General features: G+C 59.8%; 15 protein-coding genes. 14 read left to right on the plus strand and 1 reads right to left on the minus strand.

Annotated features, from left to right (window positions below; genetic code table 11):
- Positions 1-73: 73 nt before the first annotated feature.
- The 11 genes from sS8_RS15065 to sS8_RS15115 all read left to right on the plus strand — a co-directional run bounded on the left by sS8_RS15065 (position 74) and on the right by sS8_RS15115 (position 13,042).
- Complete coding sequence (locus tag sS8_RS15065; protein WP_119630328.1) at positions 74-2,335, plus strand: TonB-dependent receptor; 2,262 nt, start codon at positions 74-76, stop codon at positions 2,333-2,335.
- Between the two features lie 252 nt (positions 2,336-2,587).
- Positions 2,588-4,873: a TonB-dependent receptor gene (locus sS8_RS15070; protein WP_119630329.1), complete on the plus strand. Its 2,286-nt coding sequence runs from the start codon at positions 2,588-2,590 to the stop codon at positions 4,871-4,873.
- A gap of 2 nt (positions 4,874-4,875) precedes the next feature.
- Entirely contained in the window at positions 4,876-5,907 is a 1,032-nt protein-coding gene (locus sS8_RS15075; RefSeq protein WP_119630330.1) for an ABC transporter substrate-binding protein, read from the plus strand.
- Complete coding sequence (locus sS8_RS15080) at positions 5,891-6,220, plus strand: LLM class flavin-dependent oxidoreductase (protein WP_197716534.1); 330 nt, start codon at positions 5,891-5,893, stop codon at positions 6,218-6,220. The genes sS8_RS15075 and sS8_RS15080 overlap by 17 nt, the downstream gene beginning before the upstream one ends.
- An 11-nt stretch (positions 6,221-6,231) precedes the next feature.
- Positions 6,232-7,209, plus strand: coding sequence for an LLM class flavin-dependent oxidoreductase (locus sS8_RS15085; RefSeq protein ID WP_119630331.1), 978 nt, complete (start codon positions 6,232-6,234; stop codon positions 7,207-7,209).
- Positions 7,202-7,444: a hypothetical protein gene (locus sS8_RS15090; protein WP_119630332.1), complete on the plus strand. Its 243-nt coding sequence runs from the start codon at positions 7,202-7,204 to the stop codon at positions 7,442-7,444. Before sS8_RS15085 ends, sS8_RS15090 begins: the two co-directional genes overlap by 8 nt.
- Positions 7,441-8,451 carry a FecCD family ABC transporter permease gene (locus tag sS8_RS15095; RefSeq protein WP_119630333.1) on the plus strand — a complete coding sequence of 337 codons (1,011 nt, stop codon included), beginning with the start codon at positions 7,441-7,443 and terminating at the stop codon, positions 8,449-8,451. The genes sS8_RS15090 and sS8_RS15095 overlap by 4 nt, the downstream gene beginning before the upstream one ends.
- The gene (locus sS8_RS15100) at positions 8,448-9,260 is read left to right on the plus strand and encodes an ABC transporter ATP-binding protein (protein WP_197716535.1); all 813 of its coding nucleotides are present in this window, start codon (positions 8,448-8,450) and stop codon (positions 9,258-9,260) included. Before sS8_RS15095 ends, sS8_RS15100 begins: the two co-directional genes overlap by 4 nt.
- A gap of 422 nt (positions 9,261-9,682) precedes the next feature.
- Positions 9,683-10,564, plus strand: a complete 882-nt coding sequence (gene nifH, locus sS8_RS15105) for a nitrogenase iron protein (protein ID WP_119630334.1) — start codon at positions 9,683-9,685, stop codon at positions 10,562-10,564.
- Positions 10,565-10,929: 365 nt separating this feature from the next.
- The gene (gene nifK / locus sS8_RS15110) at positions 10,930-12,489 is read left to right on the plus strand and encodes a nitrogenase molybdenum-iron protein subunit beta (protein ID WP_119630335.1); all 1,560 of its coding nucleotides are present in this window, start codon (positions 10,930-10,932) and stop codon (positions 12,487-12,489) included.
- Between the two features lie 139 nt (positions 12,490-12,628).
- The gene (locus sS8_RS15115; protein WP_232020325.1) at positions 12,629-13,042 is read left to right on the plus strand and encodes a group III truncated hemoglobin; all 414 of its coding nucleotides are present in this window, start codon (positions 12,629-12,631) and stop codon (positions 13,040-13,042) included.
- Between the two features lie 152 nt (positions 13,043-13,194).
- On the opposite strand, the gene sS8_RS15120 is transcribed toward sS8_RS15115, so the two are convergent.
- A complete protein-coding gene (locus sS8_RS15120) occupies positions 13,195-14,430 on the minus strand; it encodes a molybdenum ABC transporter ATP-binding protein (RefSeq protein ID WP_119630336.1) in 1,236 nt (411 codons plus the stop codon).
- Between the two features lie 491 nt (positions 14,431-14,921).
- Between sS8_RS15120 and sS8_RS15125 the strand changes: the two genes are divergently transcribed.
- The 3 genes from sS8_RS15125 to sS8_RS15135 all read left to right on the plus strand — a co-directional run bounded on the left by sS8_RS15125 (position 14,922) and on the right by sS8_RS15135 (position 18,060).
- Entirely contained in the window at positions 14,922-16,388 is a 1,467-nt protein-coding gene (locus tag sS8_RS15125; protein ID WP_232020326.1) for an alginate export family protein, read from the plus strand.
- A gap of 61 nt (positions 16,389-16,449) precedes the next feature.
- Entirely contained in the window at positions 16,450-17,211 is a 762-nt protein-coding gene (gene modA, locus sS8_RS15130; protein ID WP_119630337.1) for a molybdate ABC transporter substrate-binding protein, read from the plus strand.
- Between the two features lie 33 nt (positions 17,212-17,244).
- Positions 17,245-18,060, plus strand: coding sequence for a TOBE domain-containing protein (locus sS8_RS15135; RefSeq protein ID WP_119630338.1), 816 nt, complete (start codon positions 17,245-17,247; stop codon positions 18,058-18,060).
- The last annotated feature ends 108 nt before the right edge of the window (positions 18,061-18,168 follow it).

An 18,168-nucleotide genomic window follows, 5' to 3' on the forward strand; every position in this document is an offset into this window, starting at 1 on the left:
TGTCCGGTTTCGTTTGTCCGGATAACAGCATCGAACCGAACTCAGGAATGGGCAATCCGAAAGGCCGTCGCCCATGAGATACCTCCAATCGCTACTCCTCCCCCTAGTCGGACTCGTTGCCGCCAATGCGGTTCGCGCAGAACCCGCGATCCAGGAACTGCCCCCGGTTACCGTGACAGCCACAGCCGAGACGCTGCCCGTGTCGGCCAACGAACAAGACGCCGGTACCCGGACTGAGTTGGGTCCGGCCGCGATCCGCCTGTTCGGCGGGCCCGGCCAGACCAATCCGCAACAGGCTTTACAGTATCTGCCTTCGGTCAATTTTCAGAGCGCCGACCCTTACGGCTTGTCGAGCAATCAGCCACCCGGCAATCCGTCGATGCGCATCCGCGGCAGGCCCACCTCCTCGCCGGGCTCGCCCCATTCCCTTCGTACCGTGGAAGATCTACCGCTGACCGGTGCCCCCGGCGGCGGCGCGGCCATCTACGATCTGGAAAACATCCAGGCTCTGACCGTCTACAAGGGAGCCATGCTCCCTGACAAAGGACTCGGCTTCGGCAACATCGCCGGCAACATCAATCTTCGGATGCGGCGCCCCGACGAAGAGCCGGGTGTTTTCCTTAAACAGGATTTCGGTTCTTTCGATTTCTTCCGCACCTTCCTTCGCGGCGATTCGGGACGGCTGCCCTCGGACACGCGCTTGTTCGGCTCGTATTCCTACACGACGGCGGACAAATGGCGCGGTTCCGGCGGCTCTCCGGACTATCGCCACAACGGCGGATTCGGGCTGACGCAGGACTTCGGCGAGTCCGTCAAGCTCGAACTGTTCGGCGTCGTCAACGATCAGAAACACCATGACTTCCGCCCGCTCACGGAAATCCAGGCGCGGCAGCTCGGACGCTTCAACGACTTCGATTTCAACTCCCGACTGAGCGGCAACCCCGCACGAGACATCAGCTATTACGACTTCAATCGCCAGGCGTTCACGGACGCCAGCGTGTTCGCCAACCTCGAGATCAAGACTTCCGAGACCAGCCGGCTGTCCCTCAAACCCTATTACTGGCACGACGAAGGGTTTTATCTGTTGGGTATGCCCATGCTCCAGGGTGCGCCGGGCGTGCGCCGCTGGGACATCAACCATGATCTTTGGGGCCTGCTCGGCAAATTCGATTTCAAGGGCTGGGATACCGATTTCACCCTGGGTTACTGGTATCACGAGCAGGAGCCGCCGGGGCCGCCGACCTCCTGGAAGGCGTACCGCATCGCGGGCGACGATCTCCGCTTCGCCGGCTGGGCGCTTCTGAACAAGCAAAGCCATCATATTTTTCACAGTCCGTTCGTCGCGGTACATCGCCAATTCGGTTCCGCCGACCTCAGCGCGGGACTCCGCTACGTGGTCCAGCAGACGGCGTCCATCACCTCATACCGGACCGCCAATCTCCCCGACGTTTCGTACAGCGAGGTCTTCGATTACCGCCCGGCCGTCGATCCCTCCGCCAGCGTGGGCAGCCGCCGTTTCAGCGATTGGCTGCCCTACTTCGGCGCCACCTACGCCCTGAGCGAAAACCACTCGCTTCGCTTCAGCTACGGGCGGAACTTCAACGCCATGCCGCTGCATCAATATCCCACCTACATCATGTCGCGGCGAGCCTTCGAAGCGGCCGGGGTCACGCTGCAGCAGCTTTGGAACCAGCAGAAGCCCGGACAGTCCGACAACTTCGATCTGGGTGCCCGGTTCTCGGGGGACAACTGGTTCGTCGCGCCGACCCTTTATTACTCGACCGAGCGGGGCAAGGCGGTCACGGCCTTCGATCCCGAGCTCGGGGTTTCCTATTATCAAACCGCTCGCGCCCGCGCCTACGGCGCCGAGATCGACGCCGGGCTGGACTTGCTGGATGGGCTCAGCCTGTACGGCGCCTTTTCCTACAACCGCTATGAACTCAGCGACGACATTCGGACGGCCGGCAACGCTCTGCTGCGCGTCGCGGGCCATCAAGTCCCCGACTCCCCGGAAGTGGAAGGCAAGCTGTTCCTGACCTACCGTCTCGGCAACTTCTCGATCTCCCCCGGCATGCGCTACATCGGCGAGCGCTACGGCGACGTGGAAAACCGCATGCGGTTGCCGTCCTATGCCATCGCCGACCTGCACCTGAACTACGAGCACAAGAAATTCGCCGAGATGGGCGACCTCAACCTGGGGCTCAGTTTTCTCAACGTCTTCGACAAGCAGTACATCGCCGTGGTCAATGCCCGCGACGACCAGCGGCCCGGCACCACCACCTACTACCCGGGTGCGCCCCTGACCGTGGTGGGAACCGTGTCCCTGCGTTTTTAGGGGGGTGCTCAGGACCTTAACCGGAGCCATGTTCCGAATGATGCCGGATGTCGACCCAAAGGTATTTTCCGAAGATCCGAAGCGTTTCTTACCGCGGTATTGCGCTTGGGACCGGCACGTTCGTAGGTCGGCAATCCTTTGCCGACACACGGGGTCTACGCGGGCGTTGTCGGCAAAGGATTGCCGACCTACTGCACTTCGGGGCGGTGCGCCGAACCGGAAAATGCTCTAAACAAACGATGAGAAAAAACGATGAAGAACAAAACGATGCTTCGATGGTGGCACAGGGGGGATGCCGTAAAACGATGGTGGCTGATTCCCGCGGCATTAGGGTGCAGCCCCGCCTGGGCGGAACCGGCGCCGATCGATGAACCGCCGATACTGGACGTGGTCACGGTGGAAGGCGTGCAGACGCACGCGGATTACGTGGAGCCCAAGGGCAGCCAGCCCAATACGGAAAGCACCGTCAGCCGCGAGGGTATACGGCGCCTGGCCGGCCCCGGCCAGACCAACGTTTTCAAGGCGCTCGACCTGTTGCCGTCGCTGCATACGGAAACGGCCGACCCCTTCGGACTGACGGCAAACAGGGCCATCCGAATTCGCGGGAAGGGCGCCTTCCATCTCGGGCAGACTATTGAGGGCCTGCCGTTGACCGGTGTCGTGGGCGGGGCCGACATTTATGATTTGGAAAATATGGACGGCATCACCCTCTACCGGGGCGCGGTGCCCCCGGACAAAGGCTTCGGCTTCTCCAACGCCACCGGGCTGATCGACCAGACCATTCTGAGGCCGTTCGACAAGCCGGGGCTCAGCGTCAAGGAAAGCTTCGGCTCCTACAACTTCAACCGCGTGTACGGCCGCATCGACTCCGGCCTCCTGCCCACGGACACCAAGCTGTTCGCTTCCTATTCCTACACCACCGCGTACAAATGGCGCGGGGCCGGGGAGTCGCCCGCTAATCGGCACAACCTCGGCTTCGGCCTCACGCAAAAGCTGACGGATTCCGCCAAGCTCGAAATTTTCGGCGCCTACAACGATCTCGAATCGCACGATTTCCGCCCCCTGAACTACAGCCAGGCCACGCGCCTCGACGCGTTCGGGAAGTTCGATTACAACACCCGGCTTTCCGGCATCCCCGGTCAGGACATCAACTACTACGATTTCAACCGAAGAGAGTTCTCCGATTTCAGCCTGTTCGCCAATCTGGAAATCAAGCCGACCGATACGTCCAGGATTTCGGTCAAGCCCTATTACTGGCGCGACGACGGCTTCCGGCTGTTTGCCTCGAACAGTCTGCTGGGCAGCCCGGGCGTCACCCGGTGGGACATCAAGCATGAACAAGTGGGACTGGTGGCGCAGTACGACGCCTCGGTGTTGGGCGCCGAGGTGACTTTGGGCTACTGGTGGCAGGACATGGAATCGCCGCCGCCCCCGGTGGGGCAAAAGGCTTACCGCGTCACCGCCTCGGGCGACCTGGCCTTTGCCGGCTGGTCGGTGCTGTCCAAACAGGAAAATCACGTATTCCATAGTCCTTATCTGGTCGTAAACGGCCAGCTCGGCAAGGCTAACCTCCGAGCGGGCGTGCGCTACCTCGACCAGACCGTGCCGGGAATCCGGTATTACGACACCCAGGGCCTGCCTGACGTCGATTATGACAATGTATTCCGCTTCAATCCCCGGGAAGACCCGACACGGCGTGTCGCAAGCCAAAGCTTCCAGGAATGGCTGCCGCACTTCGGCGTCAACTACGAAATCACGGACGAGGCCCGCGCCTACTTCACCTATGGGCGGAACTACGGGCGGCCCGACTGGGGACCGCAGGCCTCCCTGTTCAACGCCTCTAGAGCCCGCTTTACCGCCGCCGGCCTGAATCTCGACAATCTGTTCCGCCGGCTCAAGCCCGAGATTTCGGATAATTTCGATCTCGGCCTGCGCATTGGCGACGGCAATTGGTGGGTGGCGCCCACGCTGTTCTACGCCATCGTCAATCGCAAGGAGGTCAATCTGTACGACCCCGCGATTCAACTGACCTATTACCAGAGCAATGCCGAAGCCCGCTCCTACGGTGCGGAGATCGAAGCGGGGATCACGCTGTGGGATGATCTGTCCCTGTTCTCGTCAGTGTCCTACAACCGCTACGAGTTCGAAAACGACGTCCGCACCGCCGCCAACACCGTGATCGCGACGAAAGGCAAGCAGGTTCCCGACTCGCCCGAGGTCACCGCCAAGGTGGGCCTTACGTACAGGTTTATGGGTTTTGCCATATCGCCCACGGTTCGCTATGTCGGCGAGCGTTTCGGCGACGCGGAGAACACACAGCGGGTACCCTCCTACACCGTGGCGGATCTCTATATTGATTATGAGAAAAAGGACCTGCTGGGTTTGGGGGACATCACGCTGGGATTGAGCTTCCTGAACGTGTTCGACAAGCGCTACATCGGCATCATCAGCCAGAACGATATCCAGGTGGCGGGGAATACGACCTATTACCCCGGCGCGCCGTTTACCGTAGCGTTCACGGTCGGGGCAAGATTCTAGCCATGCCGCGAACCCTGGTACTCCGCCCTGTTCTTGCAGCTGTCCTGATGCTGCACGGGGCGATCGCCGCTGTGGCGGATACGGCTCGGCGTCAGCTGACCGACCTCGCGGGCCGCACGGTGGAATTGCCCGCCGAGGTACGGCGGGTGGCCACCCTCGGACCGGTGCCGGTAATCAATAGCTTCGTGTTCGCCATCGGCAAGGGCGATACCCTGATCAACGGCCTGCCGCCGTTCGCCCGGTCGGCGCGCTGGAAATACCAGTCTCTGATCGCACCGAACCTGTCGAGACAGCCCCAGGCTCAGGGCTTAGACAACGCTCCCCAGCTTGAAACCCTGCAAAGGCTCGCTCCGGACGCGGTATTCGCCATGGACGCGAGCACGGTGCGGACGGTGGAGCGCACCGGGCTGCCGGTGCTGTTCCTCGCCTGGCGGGATGCCGGGGATATCGGGCGGATCATGCAACTCATGGGCGAGGTTTTCGACCGGCGAGAGCGTGCCGACGCCTATACGCGCTACTTCGACGGCGTGCTGGAACGGGTTCGGACGGCGGTCGCCGGTGTCCCCACGGAACAAAGACCCAAGGTCCTCTACTTCAGTCTCAAGACGCTGACACAGCCCCATCTGATCGCCGACTGGTGGATCCAGGCGGCGGGCGGCATCAGCGTCACCGCCGACGGCCGCCGTACCGAGAGCGTGAGATTCACGCCCGAGCAAGTATTTGCCTGGGATCCCGATGTGCTCATTGTCTCTTCCCCGGAAGAACTGGCTCAAATTCGCCACGACGCGCGCTTTCGCCGGCTCCGCGCCGTACGCGAGCGAAAAATTCACGCCATCCCGGCGGGCGTACACCCGTGGGGGCACCGTACCGCGGAGCAGCCGTTGACCGTGCTATGGGCGGCCGGGCTGTTCCACCCGTCACTTTTCCCGGGGCTGAACATGACAGCCGAAATCAAAGACTTTTACCGCCGGTTCTTCGACTATCCGCTCTCGGACCGGCAGGCGGAGGAAATACTTCATGGCAATCCGAAATGATATGAAACCCGGAATGCGATTCGGGCTCTCCGGTTGCGGAGCCGGCCTGGAGGCCGCCGATCCCGACGATTGGATCGAGTTGGCCGAACGGGCCGAACGACTGGGCTTTTCCTCGCTGTGGATCAACGAGGAACATTTTCAGCGCAGGGATCATACGAGTGGTGGCAGGCATTGCCTGTCTCCCCTGATCGTGGCGGCGGCGATGGCGGCGCGTACCCGGCACATCCGGATCGGTTTTTCGGTGCTGCTGCAACGCTCGCTGGAGCGGCTGTCCTTTGAAGTCATGCCCCGCCTCCAAACCGCTACACCCTAGGCAAGAAACCTATGAACTTCGGAATTTTCTGCTTCTACGAAAATTATGACGGCGACTACGCCAAGGTACTGGCCGCTCAATCCACGCTGGTGCAGCATGCCGAGGAACTGGGCTTTCAGGAAGCCTGGGTCGCCGAGCATCACTTCACCGACTTTGGCGTCAGTCCATCCATCCTGCTGTTGCTGGCCCATCTGTCCGGGGTCACGAAGCGCATTCGTTTGGGCACCGCGGCGCTCTTGTTACCGTTTTACGATCCCATCAAGCTGGCCGAGGACATCGCCACCCTCGATCATTTGAGCGGCGGCAGGCTCAATCTGGGCGTCGCACAGGGCGGCCCGTTTCCCCTGCAAAACAAGCATTTCAAGGTGCCGCCGGAAAGCGCCCGGACGAAGATGCTGGAAGCCCTCGAACTCATCGTCCGGCTGCTCGGCACCGATAAGGTCAGCCACTCCGGACCCCATTTTCAGATCGAGGGCGTTACCACTCACCCGAAACCGCTGCAATGCCCGATACCCGTGTTCCTGGCATCGCAAAATCCCGCGGCCGTGCATCATGCCGCGGACCGCGGTTACGGGCTCCTCGGGGGTCAAGGTGCAACCACCGATAAGCTCAAGGCAACCCTCGCCCACTATCGCGTAATCAATCCCTCGTTGCCCAAGCCGCTCACCCTGCTTCGAACCTTTTTCGTCGCCAAAACCCGGAAGGCCGCCTTGGCGGTGGCGCTGCCCTCGATCCGGCGTTTCCGGGAAAGGATGAGAAGCATGCTCAGCGACAATGGCGAGCCTGGCGAAAGCGGCGTTACGGTCAACATGGATCGGCTTCTGGAAAACGCGCTGATCGGCGATGTGGCGGAATGCCGGGACAAGATACAAAGACTCCGGGACGAACTGGATCTGAACAGCCTGGTGTTGAAACCCGCCGCCAACGATCCCGCCGCCAACCGGTACAGCCTGTCGCTGTTCGGCGATGAGGTCATGCCTTATGTGTAGACATCCGGTTTCCCTTCCACGCGGAAAACATGCGTATTCCTTCATCCTGATCGTGTGCCTGGTCTACCTGACGACGGCAAGCGCCCTTGGCCGCGAAATCGGTGAAACGCCGGCCCATCAGCTCTACCCGGAACGTTATCCTTTGAACCTGTCCAGCGAGATCAAAAGCTTCTACCGCCTGTTTCTGCAACTCGATCTGGATGACGTCCGGATCAAGGAAATCCTGGGTTCATGATCGCGGACTATCGCTTGGCGGGATTGCTGCTCCTGCTCATTCTGATGTCGATGCTGTCCCTGACCCTGGGCCGCTATCCCATAGCGCTGCCCGAACTGGTACAGGTGCTGGCGGGCCTCGGCAGCGGGCAAGTCGCGGACGAAGGACAGCAAGTTCTGCGCAATGTGCTGCTCGAGATCCGGCTGCCCCGCATCCTGGCGGCGATCCTGGTGGGCGCGGGGCTGTCGGCTTCCGGCGCCGCCTTTCAGGCGGTCTTCGTGAATCCGCTGGTCTCGCCGGGGCTGCTCGGGGTGCTGGCCGGCGGTTCTTTCGGCGCGGCGCTGGGCATGATCGTCTCCGACCACTGGCTGGTGGTACAAGTCAGCGCCTTCCTCTTCGGCCTGCTCGCGGTGCTGATCGCCCTCGGCATCGTCCGCGTCTACCGCAGCGAATCCCTGCTCATGCTGGTGCTCGGCGGCATCATCAGCAGCGGGTTATTCACCGCCTTGCTGTCGATCGTCAAATATCTCGCCGATCCCTACAACCAACTGCCCGCCATCGTCTACTGGCTGATGGGCAATCTGTCCAACGCGGAGCTGTCGGTAGTGCTGACCTTGGCGCTGCCCATGCTGGCCGGCATCCTGCTCCTGGTGCTCTACGCCCGGCACATGAACGTGCTCAGCATGGGTGACGAGGAGGCGCGGTCCCTGGGTATCGACACGCGACGCGTGCGGCTCGTGATCATTCTCGCCGCCACCTTGATCAGCGCGCTCACCGTGGTGATGGCGGGGATGATCGGCTGGATCGGTCTCATCGTCCCGCACATCGCGCGAATGATCGTGGGACCCGAAAATGGACGTCTGATACCGGCCAGCGCCCTGCTGGGCGGGATCTTCCTGCTGCTGGTGGACGACCTGGCGCGCAACCTCTTTACCGTGGAAATCCCCATCGGCGTGCTCAGCGAATTGCTCGGCATCCCCATATTCATCCTGGTACTGCGCAATGCCCGCAAGGGCTGGAGTGCATGATGGCGCTGGAAGCCCGGAACATCGTGTTCGGCTATGGCGACCGCGAGGTGCTGAGCGGGGTTTCGGTCCAGGTCGAGGCGGGAAAAGTGGTGTCACTGCTGGGACCGAACGGCACCGGCAAGAGCACGCTGCTCAAGATCCTGCTGGGCATCAAGCGGCCGGCGAAAGGCGAGGTTCGCCTGGACGGCACGCCGCTCGCACGCATTGCACCCCGTGAATACGCCCGCAGCGTGGCCTATGTACCGCAACTTCATAACGCCACTTTTCCCTATACCGTGTTCGACGTGGTGCTCATGGGCCGAATGCCGCACACGGGCTTTTTCTCGGGCTATCCGAAGCGAGACCGCCAGCTTGCCGAAGAGGCACTGGAGCGGCTCTCTCTCGGCCATCTCAAGACGCGGCCGTATTTGGAAATCAGCGGCGGCGAACGCCAACTGGCCCTCATCGCCCGCGCGCTGGCCCAGGAAGCGCGGATCTTCATCCTCGACGAACCGGTCGGCGGACTCGATTACGGCAATCAGCTGCGTCTCCTGGAGCGCATTCGCGCTCTTGCCCGGGAAGGCTATGCGTTCATCCAGTCCACCCATTTTCCGGAGCACGCCCTGCTGGTTTCGGACCGCGTGCTGCTGCTGAACGGTGGACGGATCGTCGCCGAAGGAAATCCCGTCGACGTGATCACCCCCGAAAACATTTACCGGCTTTATGGCGTGGAGGTGGATATGGTGCGCCTTGGCGACGCGTATTCCGCGTGTGTACCCAGATTCTGCGCGGACCGGTCCCGCGAACACCGGTTTGCCCGCAAAAAATAGGATCGCCGAAATACAAACGGCTTGTTCCGGCTGATCTAAACAGTCGATTTCCGCTTGCCGGATAACAGGTCGAAACCCATCGCGGCGACAGTTTCACATGCGCCAAAACAGTGCGGATCAGCGCACTTTCCCATATAAAAAGTAAGGTTTAAGTGCATCCCCTTTCCACGCAAATTTCCACGATTCAGACATTTCATTTGAATTCAGTGGGTTACAAAACATCGCCAGCCTGGTATGAATCTTGGTTATATACAATAGGATATAACGATTAGCCGCCTTCATCGTCCCGGATCACGGGCGCGGCCTCGGCCGACCGAAAAGGGACCACGCTTCGGTGACGGGCCGACAGGACTTCGCCGGACATGGCGTGCGAAAAATCGGGTATCCATCATTCAATCGCTAACCTTGTAGGGACTATCACCATGTCAGATTTAAGACAGATCGCGTTTTACGGCAAAGGCGGCATCGGCAAGTCCACCACTTCGCAAAACACCCTGGCGGCCCTGGCCGAGATGGGCCAGCGCATTCTCATCGTCGGCTGCGATCCCAAGGCCGATTCCACGCGTTTGATTCTGCATACCAAGGCCCAGGACACCATCCTGAGCCTCGCGGCCAGCGCCGGCAGCGTCGAGGACCTGGAACTGGAAGACGTGATGAAAGTGGGTTACCGCGACATCCGCTGCGTGGAGTCCGGCGGTCCGGAACCCGGAGTGGGCTGCGCCGGCCGCGGCGTCATCACCTCCATCAACTTCCTCGAAGAGGAAGGCGCCTACAACGACGTCGACTATGTCTCCTACGACGTACTCGGCGACGTGGTGTGCGGCGGCTTCGCGATGCCCATCCGCGAGAACAAGGCGCAGGAAATCTACATCGTCATGTCCGGCGAGATGATGGCCATGTATGCGGCCAACAATATTTCCAAGGGCATTTTGAAATACGCCAACTCGGGCGGCGTACGCCTGGGCGGCCTGGTCTGCAACGAGCGTCAGACCGACAAGGAACTGGAATTGGCGGAATCATTGGCCACACGGCTCGGCACCCAGCTGATCCACTTCGTGCCGCGCGACAACATCGTGCAGCACGCGGAGCTCCGCCGGATGACGGTGATCGAATACGCCCCGGACTCGAAGCAGGCCAACGAATACCGTCAATTGGCCAACAAGGTTCACAACAATGTCGGCAAGGGCGTCATCCCGACCCCGATCACCATGGACGAGCTCGAAGATCTCTTGATGGCCCACGGCATCATGAAACAGGTCGACGAATCGCAGGTCGGTAAGACCGCGGACGAACTCGCCGCTTGAGCCGGGACGGCGCGCTCCTGGATAAGATGGCGACACCGGCTTCGGTCTGTCGCCACGGGAGCGGATCGTCCTTGAAAACTAGAGCGTTTTTCACCGCGGTTTAGAGCCAATACGTAGGTTGGCAATCCTTTGCCGACAAAGCTCCTCGCTAACGGCATACGTCGGCAAAGGATTGCCGACCTACTTCGGGTGCTGCGCCAAACCGGAAAATGCTCTCGCCGAGCGATACGCGTGCGTCGCTCGGCTTACCTGTTCAGTCGGGTCCCGTGGCCGTTCACGTTGATGAGGCGGAGCCGCCTCGACGCTCGCCATGATGGGCCACCCTACTTGGACAAAACCGCCATTCACCTAAAAGGACCATTGCCATGCCACAAAACTCCAAACACGTGATCGACCATTTCAACCTGTTCCGCCAGCCCGAATACATCGAGATGTTCGAGAACAAGAAGCGGGAATTCGAATTCATGGAACCCGAAGATAAGGTCGCGGCAACCCGAGAATGGATGAAAACCGAGGAGTATCGCGACAAGAATTTCGCGCGTGAAGCCCTGGTCATCAATCCGTCCAAGGCCTGCCAGCCGCTGGGGGCGGTATTCGCCGCCCTCGGCTTCGAGGGCACCCTGCCCCTCGTCCACGGTTCCCAGGGCTGCGTGGCCTATTACCGCAGCCATTTGAGCCGCCATTTCAAGGAACCGGCGTCCTGCGTGTCGTCGTCCATGACCGAGGACGCCGCGGTGTTCGGGGGCCTGGGCAATATGATCGACGGCCTGGCCAATGCCTACAATCTGTACAAACCCAAGATGATCGCCGTGTCCACCACCTGCATGGCCGAGGTGATCGGCGACGATCTCAATGCCTTCATCAAGACGGCCAAGGAAAGAGGCAGCGTGCCGCCGGACTTCGAAGTGCCGTTCGCGCACACCCCGGCCTTCGTGGGCAGCCACATCACCGGCTACGACAATATGATGCGCGGCGTACTCCAGCACTTCTGGGACGGCAAGGCCGGCACCGAGGAGCCCTTGGCACGCGAACCCAGGGACTCGGTCAATATCATCGGCGGCTTCGACGGCTTCTCCGTGGGCAATCTTCGGGAAGTCCGGCGCATGCTCGAACTCATGAATGTCGACTTCACTATCCTCGGGGACAACAGCGACGTACTGGATACCCCGACCGACGGCGAATACCGCATGTTCGACGGCGGCACTACCCAGGAACAGACCACCAACGCCCTGCACGCCAAGGCGACCATTTCCATGCAGGAATTCTGTACGGAAAAAACCCTGCCGTTCATTGCCGAACACGGGCAGGAAGTCATCGCGCTGAACCACCCGGTCGGGGTCGGCGCCACCGACGGATTTCTCATGGCGGTATCCCGCATCACCGGCAAACCCATCCCCGGGGCATTGGAGCGGGAGCGCGGACAACTGGTGGACGCCATCGCCGATTCTTCCGCCCATATCCACGGCAAATCCTTCGCCATCTACGGCGACCCGGATCTCTGCCTGGGACTCGCCGGATTCCTGCTGGAACTGGGCGCCGAACCGAAACATATCCTGTCGACCAACGGCAGCAAGGCCTGGGCGGAAAAGGTGGAAACCATGCTTTCGTATTCGCCCTTCGGCCAGAACTGTCATGTCTATCCCGGCAAGGATTTGTGGCACATGCGTTCGCTGCTGTTCACCGACCCGGTCGACTTCCTGATCGGCAACACCTACGGCAAATACCTCGAGCGCGATACCGGCACGCCCCTGATCCGCATCGGCTTCCCGGTCTTCGATCGCCATCACCACCATCGCTATCCGGTGTGGGGCTATCAGGGCGCGCTGAACGTGCTGGTCTGGATCCTGAACAAGATTTTCGACGACATGGACCGCAACACCATCGTGCCGTCCAAGACCGACTACAGCTTCGATATCATTCGTTGAACTTCTCCCGAGATCGGAAAAACTTCGGGACATTCGTTTCTCAATCGAGCTACTGTCGGGACAGGGACGACAGGGATGTCCCATTGCGTAGCTCGCAGCATTCCAGTATGACTGCGCACTCCATCATGATCAGGAGGTAATGATGATGACCACCGAAAACGCTCAACTCACGGAACAGCACATCTCGAAAATGGTCCACCGCTTCTATGAACGCGCCATGGCCGATGACGGCCTGCGCCCGATATTCGAGGCGACGATACACGACTGGGATGCACATCACAGGGTCGTCGTGGATTTCTGGTCGCGTGTCCTGCTGAATACAGACCGCTATCGGGGCTCGCCCTATCCGCCGCACGCCGGCCTTCCCATTCGTTCTGAACATTTCGACCGCTGGCTGACGCTGTTCCGGGAAGCGGCTCAGGAAGTCCTTCCGGCCGACGCAGCAGAACTGGCCATAGCTCGAGCCGAACACATGGCGGAAGCATTCAAGGCCGGCATGTTCCATGGCTTCGGAACCCCACTCAAGCCGAGGCTCGGCCATCCGGTCACGTAGGCGTCGATCTCGACGCCCGAGCGGAGGATGCCGGAGCCGTCGAAATCCTTAGGGAAGCTCTGAAAAAGTGGATTCCGTTCATGCCCTTCCACGGACTTGTCGTAAGCCAAGTCGAAGGGCTGAGGGCAAATGGCCTACCAGGATAGGCACTTTCAGAGCTTCCTTAGATTTTTACCCGGCCATCGCTGCATCCAATCATGGCGGGAACGTTGGCCGATTCCGCCGACGTCGTGAAAGGAATGGCCATTAAGTCCGGCGCTCTTAGCGGTGCGGAGAAGCCGCCGGGCAGCGGCCGAACAGTCGGATATCATATCCGCCGCGAGAAAGCTGAACGCCTGCGTCTTGGCGAGACAGTAAACCGTATCGCCTTCGCCGATGTTCATTGCGGCAAAAGCCCGCCGGGTAATCTCGGCGATCAGGGTCGTGCCGACGTCGATTTGGATCACCACGCGATCTTCCCGCGGAATCACGGCACACACCCTACCTTTGATCTGATTTTGAATGGAGATGCCTTTTACCGGCTGGGTGGACAACGCAATGTCGCTCGGTCGCAAACTGACGTAATAGGTACTCCCGCAGTGGGCAAGAGGCGTGTACGGTAAGATCAGGGGCAAGCCGAAGAACCTCCCCAAAGTGCAGCCGTGCACGGAGTCATGACTCAGAATCGTCACCGGCAAGATGTTCCCGACTGTGGAAAGCCCTGCTGTGTGTAGCGGGACTTGTTCGCGCGCCAGTTCGCTCAGAAAACCAGATGCCAGCACTTTTCCCCCGCTCATCAGGATGAGAACGTCGCTCAAGTGGAGGAGTTCGCCCAAGGCATGGCTGGACTGGACGACTCTCAAGCCATGCTTCTCAATCGCAAACCGGAGAAGATCCAGAATTTTCTCTCGCCGCGTTTGCTCGATAGCCGACAACATATCATCCAGAAGCAGCACCTTAGGCGAACTCAACAAAGCCTTTCCGAGCACCACCCGCTGTCGTTCGCCGGCGGAAAGATTTCGAGCGCGAAAACGAAGCAGTTCCGTCAAAGCCAGGAGCTGAGCGATATCCGGTAAAGCGAAATAAGGACGAGGAGCTCTACTTTGGGATTCACCGTCCAGCAAGTTTTCTCTCACCGTGCGCGTGGCATCGAGCGGGCTGCCCTGGGAACACAAAGCAATCAATCCGTCTTCGGAAAGCCTGTTGATCCGGTTTCGGCTATCGAAAAGCACCTCACCGTCCAATGAGACGTATCCCCAATCCGGCGAACAATGGCCGGCCAGACACTTCAAGAGGCGCGATTTTCCCGCTCCGGATGGCCCGAAAAGCCCCGCCGATTTCTGGTTCAGCCTTAACTGCGCGCGAATAGGAGAACTATCCCGCGATAGCGTTATATCAACATCCAACATGGTCCATCCGATTGCATGAAATGTGACAAAAAACTCGTTTTTATTCGAAAGTCGACATTGCTTTGGCTACGACATTCGTCCGACGCGCGCGTTTGAGCCCCGCATACGATATATATATATATCCATAACGCTATGCGGTCAGGAACCGCAAGTATGACCGAAAGCGCCTTCCTGGAACGCTCTACAACATACGTGCCATATTTCTCGCCCACGGCGGCTAGCACGCCCTAGTTGCCGGCTTAGGAGCACTGATTCAGCCACGTTACACATGGCCTCGTTCTTGCTTACACATCTATATAACGTATTAAACATAACGAACGAAGTTTATTTCGCTATTAGGCTGATCTCACTGAGTCAAGGAAGGGGGGACAACACTGAACGAAGAACGACCTTTTGCGCGGGCGAACCGGTTTCCTTGCCGCCGCCGCTGTAATCAGGACCTGGGCACACTGTCACAGGTCATCGGCTAAAACAATTGGGGGACACAACTTGTGACTATAAAAAAAGCAGCGCTCGCCGTCGCGTGTAACGACCTGTTTCCGATCAATTTCGGGCGAATGTCTTTGCTCGGTGCCTTCATGATGGGGCTATCGGCCGCGCCCCCAAGCCTCGCGGATTCCAAGGACAACGACAGTTCCACCCACAATTACTTCGTCGAAGCCCGAAGCTACAGAACGCAGCCATACGGCGACCCGCCGACCTATTCCCGGAACCTGAGCAAAACCGGCATCGCTCCCGCCAAGGATATCGATTGGCTCGATGTCGGCCTGGACTTTCGCATGCGCTACGAATATCGCGAGAACGATTTCCGACGACCGGCCAATGCCGATCCGGACGAGCCGATACTGTTGCGGACTCGCGCTTTCCTCGGCGTCAAGAACATTTTGGATCCCTTCCGTTTTGCGCTCGAGTTCGAAGACGCGCGGCTTTACAACAGCAACTTCGTGCGAGCCGACAGCGAAGTGAACGAGTTCGAACTCATCCAGGGATTCGCGGAACTCTATTTCGAAAATGCGCTCGGTTCCCATCGTCCACTACGGGTGCGGGCTGGCCGGCAGGCGCTGGAACTCGTGGATAAACGGCTGATTGCCAACAACCAGTTTCGCAACACGACCAACAATTTCGAAGGGTTTCGCGTCACGCTGGGCCAGCAGACAAACGACTGGGACCTGGATTTGCTGGCCTACAAGCCCGTCCAACGCCTCAAGTACGACTTCGACGAGCCGATCGAACAACAATGGCTTTACGGCGCGGTCGCCGGTTGGCGCCGCTGGTCCCCTTTCGTCACCCTCCAGCCCTATTACTTGGGCTACAAGGTCGACAACAAGAACGGCGCGACAGACCAGAACATTCATAGTACCGCGCTGCGCGGTTACGGCCTTATCGGCAACACCGGCTTCGACTACGACTTCGATGTGGTTTATCAGTTCGGCCGCAGCAACGGCAACCAACAGCACGACGCCTGGGCATCCGTCGTCGAACTCGGCTATACCTTCGCGGGCTCGCCCTGGAAGCCCCGGATCAGTGCCCTCTACGGCTATGGGACTGGCGACAGAAATCCCAACGACAAGGTCAACAACCGCTTCAACTCGCTGTTCGGCTTTAATCAACCCTGGTCCAGAAACGACTACTTTTCATGGGACAACGTCAGCGCCCCGAAGCTCCGCCTGGAATTCACGCCTTACAAGGGCGTGCGCATCGACACCGCCTACAACGCCTATTGGCTCGCCAGTGACCGGGATAGCTGGCGGCGAGTCAACCTGCGCGATAGAACCGGCCGAAGCGGAGATTTTCTGGGCCACGAGTTCGATATCCGCGTGCGCTATAGGCCGATACCGCGCGTCGAAACGGAACTCAGCTATGCCCGTTTTACGCCCGGCGAGTTCCCCAAAAACCTGGGCAAAGCGCTTCCGAGCAATTTTTTCTATTTCCAAGTTTCACTTAACGCGTTCGAATGAACCTGTCCGTGCTTAATCCGTTCCGACCCGTTGTTTCATTCCAAGAGAGGAGATTCTTTCCATGTCCATGCACACCCTTAAAACCATTTCTATCACCGCGATCCTTATCCTATGGGGTATCAATGCCGCCTTCGCCGATGTCACCGTCTTCGCCGCCGCGAGCCTGACCAACGCCCTCTCCGACGTCGGCAAAGCCTTCGAAGCGGCGCATAAAATCCCGGTCAAGTTTTCCTTCGCATCCTCTTCGGCCCTGGCCAAGCAAATCGAACAGGGCGCGCCGGCCGACGTCTTCGCTTCGGCCGACACCAAGTGGATGGACTACCTGGACGGCAAAGGCAAGATCGACCACAGTACCCGGTCGAACCTGCTGGGCAACACCCTGGTGCTGATTGCGCCGCAAAGCAAGGGCTTTCCGGTCACCATGAAAAAAGGCTTCGATCTTGCTGGCGCTTTCCGGGGCAAACTGTGCACCGGCGTGGTCGAGTCGGTTCCGGTCGGCATTTACGCCAAGGAAGCCTTGACCCGGCTGGGCTTGTGGGAAAGCATCCAGCCCCGCGTGGTCGGCGCTCAAGATGTGCGCGCTGCACTGAACTTGGTCGAGCGCGGTGAATGCGATACCGGCATCGTCTACGAGACCGATGCGAAACTGAGCAAAAAAGTGGAGGTGATCGGACGCTTTCCGGCGGACTCTCATTCGCCCATCGTGTATCCTTTCGCCTTGGTCACCCAATCCGGTGACGCCAAGAAATTCCTGGATTATCTAAAACAAAAACCGTCGGCCGAGATATTCGCCAAATACGGGTTCAAGCTGTTGGAGCAATGACCCGTACCGGCCGGCGATTCGTGACACCCTGGTATGGATCCGCATTCGAAGCACTCCGAACAGTCGATTCCTTTGCTGGAAGGCGAAATCCGCCTGATCGGCGGCCTCAACGAGCGTCTCTTCCGACTGCTCGCCGCCATCGAAAAAACCGGCTCCATCAACCGCGCGGCCAAAGACGTCGGCCTGAGCTACAAGGGCGCCTGGGAAATGGTGGAGCGGGCCAACAACCTGTGCCCGCAGGTGCTGGTTTCCACCGCCGTCGGCGGCCGCCACGGCGGCGGCACCAAGCTCACCGCCACCGGCCGCGAATTATTGGAACTCTTTACCCGGCTGCAGGAAGAGCACCGCCGCTTCCTGGCGACGAAAAACCGGGAGCTGGCCGATAATCCCAATCTCGTTTTCCTGCTCAGGCGTCTGAACTCGAAAGCGAGCGAACGCAACCAGCTTTTCGGCAAAGTGACCGCCATCCGCATCGGCGCCGTCACCGTCGAGGTGTCCATCACGCTCAAGGGCGGCGAAACGATCATATCGGCCATCACCAAGGAATCGGCGGACGCCTTCGGCCTGAAGTACGGCGACCCGGTGATGGCCCTGATCAAGGCCCCGTTCGTCATGGTCGTCAAGGATTTCGGCGGATACCGCCTGTCCGAGCGCAATCAGCTGAAAGGAACGGTCAAGCGCATCCAACGCGGTTCGGTGAATTCCGAAGTGGTGATCGAACTCGCGGGCGGCGACTCGGTGGCCGCCATCATCACTACCGAGAGCCTGGAGGCCATGGGCCTCCGCGAAGGCGAAACGGCCTGGGCCGTGATCAAGACCGGCTCGGTCATACTCGGGGTTGAAAAGTAGAAGCTTATTTGGGTTTGGGATCGGCTTCCGCCTTACTGTGCGTAAAGAAAGTAAAGTTCAATTCCAATCGCCCCCCACCCTCTCCCAGAGGGAGAGGGTGCTCTTGGG

This window comes from Methylocaldum marinum (assembly GCF_003584645.1).
In the GTDB taxonomy this organism is placed as follows: Bacteria; Pseudomonadota; Gammaproteobacteria; order Methylococcales; family Methylococcaceae; genus Methylocaldum; species Methylocaldum marinum.

What these genes read in the sequence shown, in the direction of transcription:
- sS8_RS15065 (WP_119630328.1), top strand. Translation starts at nt 74, where the DNA reads ATGAGATACCTCCAATCGCTACTCCTCCCCCTAGTCGGACTCGTTGCC.
- sS8_RS15070 (WP_119630329.1), top strand. Translation starts at nt 2,588, where the DNA reads ATGAAGAACAAAACGATGCTTCGATGGTGGCACAGGGGGGATGCCGTA.
- sS8_RS15075 (WP_119630330.1), top strand. Translation starts at nt 4,876, where the DNA reads ATGCCGCGAACCCTGGTACTCCGCCCTGTTCTTGCAGCTGTCCTGATG.
- sS8_RS15080 (WP_197716534.1), top strand. Translation starts at nt 5,891, where the DNA reads ATGGCAATCCGAAATGATATGAAACCCGGAATGCGATTCGGGCTCTCC.
- sS8_RS15085 (WP_119630331.1), top strand. Translation starts at nt 6,232, where the DNA reads ATGAACTTCGGAATTTTCTGCTTCTACGAAAATTATGACGGCGACTAC.
- sS8_RS15090 (WP_119630332.1), top strand. Translation starts at nt 7,202, where the DNA reads ATGTGTAGACATCCGGTTTCCCTTCCACGCGGAAAACATGCGTATTCC.
- sS8_RS15095 (WP_119630333.1), top strand. Translation starts at nt 7,441, where the DNA reads ATGATCGCGGACTATCGCTTGGCGGGATTGCTGCTCCTGCTCATTCTG.
- sS8_RS15100 (WP_197716535.1), top strand. Translation starts at nt 8,448, where the DNA reads ATGATGGCGCTGGAAGCCCGGAACATCGTGTTCGGCTATGGCGACCGC.
- nifH (WP_119630334.1), top strand. Translation starts at nt 9,683, where the DNA reads ATGTCAGATTTAAGACAGATCGCGTTTTACGGCAAAGGCGGCATCGGC.
- nifK (WP_119630335.1), top strand. Translation starts at nt 10,930, where the DNA reads ATGCCACAAAACTCCAAACACGTGATCGACCATTTCAACCTGTTCCGC.
- sS8_RS15115 (WP_232020325.1), top strand. Translation starts at nt 12,629, where the DNA reads ATGATGATGACCACCGAAAACGCTCAACTCACGGAACAGCACATCTCG.
- sS8_RS15120 (WP_119630336.1), bottom strand. Translation starts at nt 14,430, where the DNA reads ATGTTGGATGTTGATATAACGCTATCGCGGGATAGTTCTCCTATTCGC.
- modA (WP_119630337.1), top strand. Translation starts at nt 16,450, where the DNA reads ATGTCCATGCACACCCTTAAAACCATTTCTATCACCGCGATCCTTATC.
- sS8_RS15135 (WP_119630338.1), top strand. Translation starts at nt 17,245, where the DNA reads ATGGATCCGCATTCGAAGCACTCCGAACAGTCGATTCCTTTGCTGGAA.